6 protein-coding genes are annotated in these 12,807 nt (G+C 54.9%); 5 read left to right on the top strand and 1 reads right to left on the bottom strand.

Annotated elements, in window-relative coordinates; translation table 11 throughout:
* Positions 1-8: 8 nt before the first annotated feature.
* On the bottom strand, positions 9-1,598 hold the full coding sequence (hmcA, locus tag K365_RS0122690) for a sulfate respiration complex hexadecaheme cytochrome HmcA (protein ID WP_024336443.1): 1,590 nt from the start codon (positions 1,596-1,598) through the stop codon (positions 9-11).
* Positions 1,599-1,790: 192 nt separating this feature from the next.
* Here hmcA and K365_RS0122685 point away from each other — a divergent pair, with 192 nt between their 5' ends.
* The 5 genes from K365_RS0122685 to K365_RS0122665 all read left to right on the top strand — a co-directional run bounded on the left by K365_RS0122685 (position 1,791) and on the right by K365_RS0122665 (position 12,797).
* Entirely contained in the window at positions 1,791-2,282 is a 492-nt protein-coding gene (locus K365_RS0122685) for a hypothetical protein (RefSeq protein WP_245569248.1), read from the top strand.
* A gap of 110 nt (positions 2,283-2,392) precedes the next feature.
* Positions 2,393-6,688 (top strand): amylo-alpha-1,6-glucosidase, encoded by a 4,296-nt coding sequence (locus K365_RS0122680; RefSeq protein WP_024336441.1) that lies wholly within the window; start codon positions 2,393-2,395, stop codon positions 6,686-6,688.
* A 5-nt stretch (positions 6,689-6,693) separates the two neighbouring features.
* A complete protein-coding gene (gene glgP / locus K365_RS0122675) occupies positions 6,694-9,255 on the top strand; it encodes an alpha-glucan family phosphorylase (protein ID WP_024336440.1) in 2,562 nt (853 codons plus the stop codon).
* A 40-nt stretch (positions 9,256-9,295) separates the two neighbouring features.
* Positions 9,296-10,795 (top strand): glycogen synthase, encoded by a 1,500-nt coding sequence (locus tag K365_RS0122670; protein ID WP_024336439.1) that lies wholly within the window; start codon positions 9,296-9,298, stop codon positions 10,793-10,795.
* Complete coding sequence (locus K365_RS0122665) at positions 10,788-12,797, top strand: alpha amylase C-terminal domain-containing protein (protein ID WP_084490079.1); 2,010 nt, start codon at positions 10,788-10,790, stop codon at positions 12,795-12,797. Before K365_RS0122670 ends, K365_RS0122665 begins: the two co-directional genes overlap by 8 nt.
* Positions 12,798-12,807: the final 10 nt, after the last annotated feature.

Here is a 12,807-nt window from a genome sequence, read left to right as displayed (position 1 = left end):
CAAGTTCCTTATTTTTTCTCATGACAAATCTGGCAGTCCGTGGACGGTACGGCCGCAATTTCCATTTTGTCATGACAGCCCATGCACTGGCCATGGTATGCGGTTTTCAAATCCGGAATGCCCGGTGCCGATGTCGGCATACCATCACCGGCAACGGCATGGCAGGCAGCACAGTCGGGCGGGGTCAAAGATGACGGGCTGTTGTGATGACAGCCCATGCACAGGGTCTGCTGATTTTTGTGGAACGTATTGGCCAGATCACTGTCCTCCACCCGCCGGGCAATGCCGTCCATGACTTTCCGGTGAGGAAAACGGCTGGGCTGATACGTGTCGGATAATACACCGATGGTGACAGTCTCCGGGATATCTTTTGGCATCACGGGCCGATATTCGTCGGAGGCAGCAGAAACAAACGTATCAGCTCGTATTTGTTGCATTTCAGGATCATGCACCACCGTCCGGTCCGGGTCATTGTGGCAGACCTGGCAGGCGTTCTCCGTCATCCGGGGCCGGGGCATGACATCATGACAACCGGCACAATCGGTTTTACGGGTTTCCTGGGCGTGGCATCCCACACAGCTGGCGGATTCGGTCTGGGCATGCATGGCCTGTTCCAGACGGACAAACCCGCCTTTTTCATCTCCGGCCGGCGTGTGACACTGGCTGCACGATTCCAGAGATTCATGATGGCAGACCCGGCAGGAGGCGGCCGCTGTTTCATGCTGTTTGTGATCAAAAACAACCGGTGACATCCGGTAGACGGCCTGGCCTTCTCCGGTGGTTCCCCCGGTCATGAAAACCGCATCCGGCTGATTCCGTTTCATGCGCGGCGCATCCGGTACCACCGGCATTTCTGCCCGGACCCCCGCCCTGTGGCATCCGTAACACTCAACCGGCCCGGCTTTCACTTCCTGATTTTTTTGGGTCAGATGGCAGGCCACACAAGCATCATGAGAGGCGTCCCGTATCGACCGGACCCCGTCGGCCTCAACTTCTTTGTGACAATAGATGCAGGCGCTTTCGGTCCCTCTTTCTGTCACGATCCGCTGTTGTACCTCATCGTACCGGTGATGGCAGGCATTGCAGTTGTCAGGGTCAGATGGGTTGTCCGGGGAACCGATATGATCGGATACTTCATGAATGTAATGCAAAGACCGGTCAAAATCGATTTTTTCCCACTGGGTGCCGGGGGCGGGGTCAGGCACGACTGCCCCATGACATGACCGGCATTGGGCCGTCGTGGGGCCGGCCGGTTGACCGGCGTCTTTTTGCTGTTCATGGCACACAATACAGTTGTCATGGTAAAGATCCATGGATGCCGGCTGGTCTGTGCGTTGAAATTTAAAAACCACTGCCGGGTCTTTTTCGACATGACATCGGGTGCAATCGCCTTCAACCGATTCATTGTGGCGGGCATGCATAAACGCCACCGGCGGCATTTCATTTCCTTCTGATTCCTGGGGCAGGTTGATCATGATCCGGTCCGGAGGAACCGCCGGTCCGGCTTCCTTTTCAAAGGCGGTCTGCCCCGGAAAAGGAAACAGGAAAAAAATGACCCCCGCTGCCACGATCCATAAACATGCGATCCGTTTTGCCATCTTCACTATCCTTAAAAATTCCGTTGTGTTGAAATATTAAAATAAACCAACCAATTTAATAGGGAATTTTCCTACTGTTTTAGTATGAATATGTCAATAAAAATTTGGATTCTCAAAAAAATTATCCGCCATTGACCCGGAAAATTGGATGGGATAAGGTGCCCTCAGCAAAAATCGGGGAGGTGGGTGGGAATGATGCATACAGCGGTCCCGGAACCGGGGATGTTTTCTTTCATGGGAACACAGGTGAGGCGGCTGATGAGCCGGTTTTCACTGAGTTATCTCAGAGAAGACACGTGTGTGGAATATTTTCTGTACGATACCGGTAACCGGGCCATGGTTTCTTTGAATCTGATTCTGTCCCATGACCGGTTTGCCAAAGGGCTGTATGTTTCCAAATTCTACCCTCAGTTGTATCAGACGCAGGATTCCCGGTTTCTTTCCGCAGCATGTTTTTATCTGATGATCCATCACAGTGTCAGTATGTTCGGTCTGTCTGATCACTGCCGGGTATCTCTTGAAACCGACTCACACGTGTTTGACGAATTTTATTCCCGGCTCCCGGAATTTCATTTCAAAATCGCTCATCTGCGCCCCTGCCGGCGGGTGTGCCTTTACGGCAGCTATCAAAGTCTGCCCATCGATACCGCCCTGATACGGAAAAACAGAAAATTGTTTCTTTAATCCGGATTCTATTATGATATAATCTTTTTTTGTCCGGCAGATGGTTAGCCCCGGACAAAAAAAGATGACATAAAAACACCTGACAATAAATTCTGATCCCGAGGAGGTCTATGCTCAGTGTCGCTCAAACGCCGTTACCCGGGACATCCCGGGTGCTGTTCAGAGGGGATTGTCTCAAGTTTACCCTGACGTTGAATAACAAAGCGGCCGGGAATGCCTGGGTGCGAACCAACTTGGGAACCGCTGCCATTGCCCGGCAGGAAATCATTGACCGGGTGGAAAAAAATGAGATCAAGCTGGATGAAGGCTGGTATGATATCCAGATGACCCGGCAGGATGCGCTCACGTTCACCCTTCTGCTGCCGCTGCATCAGACCGGATATTTTCAGGCCAAATGCTTTTTTATGCCTGAAAACCAGACCGTTCCCATCTGGCCGGAAGGAGACAACTGCGTTTTAAATGTGGAACCGGCCGGTACCTGCTGTGCCAATATCATTTACAATGCCTTTGTCCGGCAGTTCGGCCCGTCAAAAAACGCGCCGGGTCCGGGTCTGAACCGGTCTTTGATACCGTTGATGGAAACCCTGGATGCCAACGGTTTCACCGTGATTCCGGAATCCGGGAAATTCCGGGATCTCCGGGATCAGATCGGGTTTATCTTTTCCACACTGGGGTGCCGGGCCCTGCATCTGTTGCCCATTCATCCCACCCCCACCACCTATGCCCGCATGGGCCGGTTCGGAAGCCCTTATGCGGCCCTGAACTTCACGGATGTGGACCCGGCCCTGGCCCGGTTCGATCCGGCGGCCACCCCGCTGGAACAGTTCATGGAACTGGTGGATGCCGTGCATTATCACAACGGGTACCTGATTTTGGACATTGCCATCAACCATACCGGATGGGCCGCAGCCATCCATGAAACCCACCCTGAATGGCTGGTACGGGGGGAAGACGGCCAGATCAAGGCCCCGGGCGCGTGGGGCGTGGTTTGGGCGGATCTGACCAAACTGGATTATTCCCATACCGATTTATGGCAGTATATGGCGGAAATTTTTCTGCTCTGGTGCCACCGGGGTGTGGACGGGTTCCGGTGTGATGCCGGTTACATGGTACCCATCGACGCCTGGGAATATATGGTGGCCAAGGTAAGGCAGGAATATCCGGACACCCTGTTTCTTCTGGAAGGACTGGGCGGGCCCTTGAAAACCACCCAGGCGATTCTGGGACGCGGCAATTTCAACTGGGCCTATTCCGAGCTGTTTCAGCACTACACCCGGGAAGAGATCGCCGAATATCTGCCCTTTGCCGTTGACATATCTGACACCTGCGGTCATATGATCCATTATGCAGAGACCCATGACAACAACCGGCTGGCGTCCGTGTCCCTCACCTATGCGAAAATGCGGACCGCTTTGTGCGCCCTGTTTTCCGTATGCGGCGGTTTCGGGTTTGCCAACGGGATGGAATGGTTTGCCAAAGAAAAGATCAATGTCCATGAATCTCCGGGCCTGAACTGGGGAGCCAAAGACAATCAGGTGGATTTTATTTTCCGGCTCAACTGGATTTTGAAAAACCACCCGACCTTTTTTCATACCACCCGGCTGACATTGATACAGAAAAATGAAACCCAGGCCCTGGCCTTGTTACGAAGTCATCCGGAAACCGGCAAAACGCTCCTGGTACTGGTGAATCTGGATTGCGAAGAGCCGTCTCCGGTTTTCTGGCATCGATCGGATGTGGGTATCGAACAGAAGGAATGGATGGACCTGTTGACTGAAACCCGGGTTTCCCTGCGGAAGGACGGCCCCGTGGCCGGTATCACACTGGCCCCCGGCGAAGCCATGGCCCTGACCCCGGATCCGGGCGAAGTTCAGAGCCTGGCCGCAGCCATGCGTCGGGATGAACAGGCACCCGCCCCTTTCCCGAAGCAGGTGCTGGATCAGAAATTCAGGGCCGGTGTTCTGGCGGTGAAAACCGCGCTGGACGGATATACGGATATAAGCGGCCTGGATTTGAATCGTGCAGCCCGGCATCTGTCTGAAGATCCCATGGAATTCATCCGTTCGTTTTTTTCCGATACCCTGGAAAGCCGGGTGATTCCCTTTGACGTCACCCAAGACCTGAAACGTCAGGTCATGGTGCCGCCGGGATTTTTTCTGCTGGTGAAAAGCCCGGTGGGGTTCCGGGCGGAAATTCTGGATGCCTGGGATACGGACCGGCGTTCCCTGGGATATGAAGAAGGACTGCCTTTGAAAACCGGGGGCTTTTTTGCCCTGTTCATGCCCAAAACGTTCAGAAAGCTCCATAGACCCTGCCGTCTGAATCTGCGGTTGTTCCATCCTGACAAAATTCAGAAGGCAAGTGCGTCTCTTCTGTACCTGGCGCCCTTTGACACCCTGAATCTGCAGACCACCTTCACCCGGCGGAAAATTGCGGCGGATCCCGGACTCACACTGCTGGCAGCCACCCGCACCGGGGGCATGATGCGGGCCGCCGGAGACTGGGGACAATTGCACAGCCGGTATGACAGCCTTCTGGGAGCGAATCTGAATCCTGATATGCCTGAGAACCGATGGATGACCCTGGCCCGATGCCGCATCTGGGCGATTTTCCAGGGCTATTCCAGGGAACTGACCAAAGACTGTCTTCAACGCTTTACGTTTTCCTATGACAATGCCGGCCGCTGGCGGTTCCATGTCCCGACCTCCGAAGGAAAATATTATGTACTGGAACTGACCCTGATGTTGTCGCCACACACCAATCAGGTCCGGCTGTCCATTACACGGCCCGGAACGAAAAACAACCGGTCACGGATCCTGCCCGATGACGCGCCCGTGACCCTGATTATCCGGCCGGATACGGAAGACCGCAGTTTTCATGACACCATCAAGGCATTCACCGGGCCGGAGGCCGACTGGCCGTCCAGGGTCCGTTCCCGGGACACCGGATTCGATTTTTCCCTGACAAACGGTCACACCCTGTCCATGGATATTCAGCCCCCCGGCCGGTTTGTTCCTGAACCGGAATGGCAGTACATGGTTCACCGGCCCCTGGAAGCCACCCGGGGCCTGGATCCGGTATCCGACCTGTTCAGCCCGGGGTATTTTTCCTTTGAATGTATTGGCGGCCAAACCGCTGAACTGATGACCCGGGTGGACAATGGCCGGACTTTGGACCCGGATGCATGGCCGTCCCCGGCCTTTGAATCGGGTTTGACCATGGAACAGGCCCTGGTCCGGGCGTTGGATGTCTTTCTGGTGGACCGGGGACAAGACAAAAGCGTCATCGCCGGATATCCCTGGTTTCTGGACTGGGGCAGGGACAGCCTGATTTTCTGCCGAAGTCTGGTGGAGCTGGGTCGTCTTTCCGAAGCCCGGGCCATTTTACACCTGTTCGGCCGGTTTGAGCGCAACGGGACCCTTCCCAACATGATCTGCGGACAGGATGCCGCAAACATTGAAACATCGGATGCGCCGTTGTGGTTTTTTGCCTGCTGCCGGGATATCTTAGAGAAAACCCAGGATACGGGTTATCTGGATCAGGATTTGGACGGAAGGACCCTCAGACAGGTGCTTCTGGATATGGCCCGATCCCTTGAAACCGGCACCCCGACAGGGGTAAAAATGGATCCAAAAACCCGGCTGTTGTACAGCCCGTCCCATTTCACCTGGATGGACACCAATTTTCCGGCCGGTTCTCCCCGGCAGGGATACCCCGTGGAGATTCAGGCCCTGTGGCACAATGCCCTGATGTTTCTGGAGAAAATCGAACCGGGCAGCAAATGGAAACAAAAAGCCGATCAGGTCAAACAATCGGTTGAAACATGGTTCTGGAACGAGACGGCCGGATACTTCAGTGATTGCCTGCATGGGGACGGGCCGGCGGCCAGGGCCGTGCCGGATGATGCCCTGCGGCCCAATCAGCTGCTGTTGATCACCTTGGGCGTGATCCCGTCTGGTGAGAAAGCCCGAAAAACCGTGGAAACCTGTCTGGAGCTGCTGGTGCCCGGCGGTATCCGAAGTCTGGCCGATCGAAAACTGGCCGTCCCGTTGCCCGTTGTTCATAACAAAAAATTGGTGAATGATCCGGATCATCCGTATGCCGGGGTGTATCAGGGAGACGAAGACACAAACAGAAAACCCGCCTATCACAACGGCACGGCCTGGACCTGGCCGTTCCCGGTATTCTGTGAGGCCTGGGCAAAGGTGTTCGGACAAAACAGCCATGCCTCCGGCCTGGCCTGGCTGGGCAGCATGAAACATTTGATGAGAACCGGAGCCGCCGGGTATATCCCTGAGATTCTGGACGGGGATTTTCCCCACACCCCCCGGGGGTGCGATGCCCAGGCCTGGGGCGTGAGCGAAGCGGCCCGGGTGGTACATAAATTATCCGCAAGGAGAACCTGACGTTCATGAGAGACATGCAGATTTACAAAGTATATCCGGCCATTCCCGAATCGTTGGCATTTCTGGGTGACCTGGCCAGAAACCTGTGGTGGTGCTGGAACGATGATGCCATTGATCTGTTCCGCCGGATCCATCCGGGGCTCTGGGAAAAAGTGGGAAAAAATCCCGTGGTTTTTCTGGCCCGGATTTCCACACACCGGTATGAAGCCCTTTCCAGGGATGAAAGTTTCCTGGGCCATTTAGGCCGGGTGAAAACCAGGTTTGAAACCATGTCATCTGAAATATCCCGGGTGCCGGATCTGACCCTTGAGTCCGGCGAAACCGTGGCTTATTTTTCCATGGAGTTCGGCCTGCATGAATCATTGCCTTTTTTTGCCGGTGGGCTCGGGATTCTGGCCGGGGATCATCTCAAAGCATCTTCCGCACTGGGGCTTCCTTTGACCGGCATCGGTCTGTTGTTCCGGGAAGGCTATTTCCGCCAGTATCTGGACCATAACGGCTGGCAGCAGGAAACCTATCCCGTCATCGATGTGTTTGATCTGCCGACCCGGAAAGTCACCCGGGCATCCGGTGAAGATCTGGTGATCGATATCCCGGGACCGCACGGAATCATCCATGCCTGCGTCTGGGAGATTCACGTGGGAAAGGTCCGACTTTTGCTTTTGGACACCAACCTGCCTGAAAACCCGGGACATATCCGGAATATCACCTCCCGGTTGTATGCCAGCCATGGGGATATCCGGGTGGCCCAGGAAGCACTGCTGGGTATCGGCGGCACCCGGGCCCTCAAAGCCATGGGCCTGTTTCCGTCGGTCTGCCATATGAACGAAGGGCATTGTACCTTTGCCGGGCTGGAACGGATCTGTCAGATTATGGAACGGTATGACTTGAATTTTCAGAGTGCGTCCCAGGTCTGCCGCCGCAGTACTGTGTTCACCACCCATACCCCGGTGGCTGCCGGACATGACGAATTCGACAAACATCAGGTCCGCCCGTATGTTGCGCCTTATGCGGAAAAATTCGATATTTCCGTGGAAGAACTTCTGTCCTGGGGGGAGGTTCCCGGGGATGACAAAAACGGAAGATTTTCCATGTTCTGTTTCGGGGTTCAATTTTCCGGATACATCAACGGGGTCAGCCGGCTTCACGGGAAGGTGGCCCGGCGGATGTGGCAGGGATTGTGGCCCCGGCGTCAGAAAGAGGAAATCCCCATTTTTAATGTTACCAACGGGGTGCACATCAATTCCTATATTTCCCGCCACAAAAACGGACTTTTGGAGCGGTATCTGGCTGCGGACTGGATAGAACGGCAGTCGGAGCCGGCACTGGTATCGCGCATTGACAACATCGATGATGCCGACCTGTGGCATGTCCATGAAATGGACCGGTCCAACCTGATCCGAAAATGCCGGCAACTGCTGATGAGTCAGTATGAACGGCGCAATGCCGCCCGAACCCTGCTGGATGACGTGTCCGTCACCCTGGACCACCGGGTGCTGACCATCTGTTTTGCCAGGCGGTTCGCCACGTATAAACGAGCCGGTCTGCTGCTCAAAGACCCCCAGCGGCTGACCCGGTTGATCACCAGTACGGACCACCCGGTCCAGCTGGTGTTTGCCGGGAAAGCCCATCCCAATGACAACGAAGGCAAAGATTTGATCAGGCGGATTGTTGAATTCGCACGGCAGCCGGCGGTCCGGCACCGGATCGTTTTTCTGGAAAACTATGATATCAATATCGCCCGGTATATGGTCCAGGGATGTGATGTGTGGCTCAATACCCCGAGACGTCCTTATGAGGCCTGCGGCACATCCGGGATGAAGGCGGCTGCCAACGGAGGGCTTAATTTATCCATTCTGGACGGCTGGTGGTGTGAGGGGTATGATGATACCCGGGGCTGGCGGATCGGTAACGGCACGGATTATGACGATCCCGGGTATCAGGATGAAGTGGAAAGTCAGTCCTTGTTCAATGTGCTGGAAAATGATGTAATTCCGGTATTTTATGATCGAATCCGGGGTAATCCGCCCCAAAAATGGGTCCGGATGATGAAAGCGGCCATGAAGATGGCCATTACGGATTTTTCCAGTGACCGGATGGTGAGAGAGTACACGTCCCGGTTTTATATTCCTTCCGTCGGAAATTTACGGGACCTGACTCAGGATTCAGGCAGAAAAGCCAAGGATCTGGCCCTGACACAATCCCGGCTCAATGCCCTGTGGTCCCATATCCGGGTGTCAAAGCCCCGAATAAAACCGGCAGAGGATTTTGCCGTAGGCGATACGTTCAGTGTGGTGCTTGAGGTGTTTTTAGGGGAACTGAGCCCGGATGAAGTGGAGGTTCAGATTTACCACGGCAGGCTTCTGGGAACCGGGGAGCTGGAGAAGAGCCGGGCGGAAACCATGAAACTGCAGAGCACCATTGCCCCGGGGACGCATCTATACGGGTGTCGGGTGGTGTGCTCAGATTCCGGCCGCTTCGGATATACGGCCCGGGTGATTCCCAGAGGCGATGACGTGCTTCGCAATATTCCGGGCCTGATTACCTGGGCGATGCCGGATGAGTGATCCGGGTCTTTTTTATAACCAATTCCACAGGGGGCGGTAAATGGCACAAAAACCCCGAATTCTGATTGTGACGCCGGAAGTTTCCTATCTGCCGGAGGATATGGGAACCCGGTCCAACTATTCCGCCAAGGCCGGTGGGCTGGCGGATGTGTCTGCGGCCCTGATTTCCGCTTTGTTCGACCTGGGGTGCGATGTGCATGTGGCGCTGCCGGATTACCGGTCCATCTTTGACGGGGCCACCACCAAGACCCACAGCCGGGAACTGGCCAAGATCCGTAAACGCCTGGATGAAGAGCGGATCCATCTGGCGGCGGACCGGGCGTTTTATTATCTGAACAATGTGTATTCCGGATATTCCGATATGGATCTGAAAGTATCCCTGGCGTTCCAGCGGGAGGTGATCAACAACATCATTCCCCGGGTGGAGCCGGACATTATCCACTGCAATGACTGGATGACCGGCCTGATTCCGGCCATGTCCCGGAAAATGGAGATCCCCTGCCTGTTCACCATTCACAATATCCATACCATGACTTCCACCCTGGCGGAGATCGAGGACCGGGGCATTGATGCGGCCTCGTTCTGGCAGTGGCTGTACTTTAAAAAACCGCCGGAAAACTATGAAGAGAGCCGGGGATGGAACCGGGTGGATTTTCTCTCTTCCGGGGTGTTTGCGGCCCATTACGTGAATACGGTAAGCCCCACTTTTTTAAAAGAGATCGTGGAGGACCGTCATCCGTTTGTGGAACCCTGCCTGAAAAACGAGCTGTCCGGTAAATATCATGCCGGATGCGCCACCGGCATTCTCAACGCGCCGGAGCCGGAATTCAACCCGGCCGTGGATGATCTGATCCGATACAATTATGGACCTAAAAACCACAAACAGTTCAAGGCGGCCAACAAAACCTATCTGCAAAAAATTCTGGATCTGGAGGAAAACGAACACGCCCCTTTGTTTTTCTGGCCTTCCCGGCTGGATCCCGTGCAGAAAGGCTGCCAGCTGCTGGCCGACATCATGTATCAGATGGTGGACCGGTACTGGGATCAGGGGCTGCAGATCGTATCCGTGGCATCCGGGGCCTATGAAAAATATTTTCATGAAATCGTCCGGTTCCATGGGATCGGCCGGCGTGTCAGCATTTGCGGATTCAACGAGGGATTGTCCCATCAGGCCTTTGCCGCGGCTGATTTCGTGCTCATGCCTTCGGCGTTCGAACCCTGCGGCCTGCCCCAGATGATCGGCGGAATCTATGGCTCCCTGCCCATCGTGTTTGACACCGGCGGGTTGCATGATACCGTGACGCAGCTGGATCCTTCGGCAGATACAGGCAACGGATTTTTGTTCAATGTCCATGATGCCCAGGGGCTTTCCTGGGCCATGCACCGGGCTATGGATTTTTACATGTTGGATGAACAGATCAGGGAACAGCAGATCCACCGGATCATGATCGACAGCGTGCTGGGGTTCAACCATTCCCGGTGTGCCGAAGCGTATATCAATCTGTATGAAAAAATGCTCCAGAGGCCCTTCCTTGTCTGATCCCGGAATATTCAATGATCCGGGCCTGTCGGCATATGCTGACACCATCCGGTTTCGGTACGGGGCTGCACAGGATCTGGAAAAAACGATCCGGGCCGAACATGACGGGTCCCTGACCGGGTTTGCCGATTATCATTTGCAATTCGGCCTGCATTTTGATTCTTCCCGGCAGCAGTGGGTGTTCACGGAATGGGCACCTTACGCCACAGACATGTTTATCCTGTGTGACAGAAACCACTGGCAGTGTGTGCCAGAATTTCAGGTTTCCAAAATTAATGACGTCGTGTTTGAAGCCCGGTTCGATGCCGATCAATTTTCCCACCAGGACCTGTTCCGCCTGAAAGTGATCTGGCCTGGAGGGCAGGGGGACCGGATTCCCACGGCAGCCCGGCGGGTGGTCCAGGACCCCTGCACCCTGATTTTCAACGCCCAGGTGTGGGACCCGCCGGACCCCTATGTGTGGCAGGCCCCGACCCCGGGAATCCCCTCCGGCCCGGCCCTGATTTACGAGGCCCATCCCGGTATGGCTTTGGAAGCCGAGCGCGTCGGCACCTGGACCGAGTTTCAGCACTATATCCTGCCCAAGATCATTGATGCCGGATACAACACCATCCAGTTGATGGCCGTGCAGGAGCATCCTTATTACGGATCTTTCGGATATCATGTGTCTTCGTTTTTTGCCCCGTCCTCCCGGTTCGGCACACCCGAAGATCTTAAAGCGCTCATTGATGCGGCCCACACAAACGGGATCCGGGTGCTCATGGATATCATCCATTCCCACTGCGTGAAAAATGAGGTGGAAGGACTGTCCCGGTTTGACGGGACCTTGTACCAGTTTTTCCATGACGGTCCCAAAGGCATGCACCGGTTATGGGATTCCCGGTGCTTTGACTATGGAAAACCCATGGTGAGAAAATTTTTGCTGTCCAACCTGCGGTACTGGATTGAAGAATTTCATGTGGACGGGTTCCGGTTTGACGGGGTGACTTCCATGGTATTTACCGACCACGGCCTGGACCGGGCGTTTGTCAGTTATGACGATTATTTCGGCCCGGATGTGGATTTGGATGCCTTGAATTATCTGTACACTGCCAACCGGCTGGTGCATGAGTGCCGGTCTGATGCGGTGACCATCGCCGAGGATGTGAGCGGCTATCCCGGGCTGGCGGCCGGAATCGATGCCGGCGGATACGGGTTTGACTTCCGGTTTGCCATGGGAATCGCTGATTTCTGGATTAAGATGGTCAAGGAAACCCGGGACGAGGAGTGGCCTCTGGGATTTTTGTGGCATGAACTCACCAACCACCGGCCCGAGGAAGCCACCATCTCCTATGCTGAATGCCATGATCAGGCCCTGGTGGGAGATCAGACGCTGATGATGCGCCTGATGGGTCCCCGGATCTACACGGATATGCATAAAGACCATGCCGGCATTGAGACCTTCCGGGCTGTGGCCCTGCACAAGATGATCCGCCTTGTCACTTTAGCCACGGCCAATGCGGGATATCTCAATTTCATGGGCAATGAGTTCGGCCATCCCGAATGGGTGGATTTTCCGTCTCAGCAGAACCATTTTTCATTCAAATACGCCCGGCGCCAGTGGTCATTGAAATATGACCCGGAACTTTTTTACAATCATTTATATCAGTTCGACCGGCAGATGATCTGCCTGGCCCGGGAAACCGGGTTGTTTGAATCCGGGCATCCGAATCTTTATTATATTCATGAAAATCACAAGATCATCGCCTTTGCCAGAAAAGACCTGTTTTTTGTTTTCAACTTCCATCCGTCCCATTCTTTTTCCGACTATCAGGTGGATGCACCGCCGGGCAGATACCGGTTGATTCTGGACACGGACCCGGCCCGGTTCGGGGGCCATGACCGGGTGGTACCGAACCAGATTTTTTTTAGTGTTTCAGAGCCTTTCACGTCTTCCGGGCAGGGCCGATTATCCCTGTACCTGCCCTCCCGCACGGCCTTGGTGCTCAAACAGATGCTCTGACCCCCGCCCT

The sequence above is a fragment of the Desulfotignum balticum DSM 7044 genome, from assembly GCF_000421285.1.
GTDB lineage: Bacteria > Desulfobacterota > Desulfobacteria > Desulfobacterales > Desulfobacteraceae > Desulfotignum > Desulfotignum balticum.
Note: the sequence above shows the minus strand (reverse complement) of the source record. Positions and strands in the feature narration are given on the sequence as shown.

Excerpts from the sequence above, each read along its gene's own strand:
- hmcA (WP_024336443.1), bottom strand. The coding sequence starts at position 1,598 with ATGGCAAAACGGATCGCATGTTTATGGATCGTGGCAGCGGGGGTCATT.
- K365_RS0122685 (WP_245569248.1), top strand. The coding sequence starts at position 1,791 with ATGATGCATACAGCGGTCCCGGAACCGGGGATGTTTTCTTTCATGGGA.
- K365_RS0122680 (WP_024336441.1), top strand. The coding sequence starts at position 2,393 with ATGCTCAGTGTCGCTCAAACGCCGTTACCCGGGACATCCCGGGTGCTG.
- glgP (WP_024336440.1), top strand. The coding sequence starts at position 6,694 with ATGAGAGACATGCAGATTTACAAAGTATATCCGGCCATTCCCGAATCG.
- K365_RS0122670 (WP_024336439.1), top strand. The coding sequence starts at position 9,296 with ATGGCACAAAAACCCCGAATTCTGATTGTGACGCCGGAAGTTTCCTAT.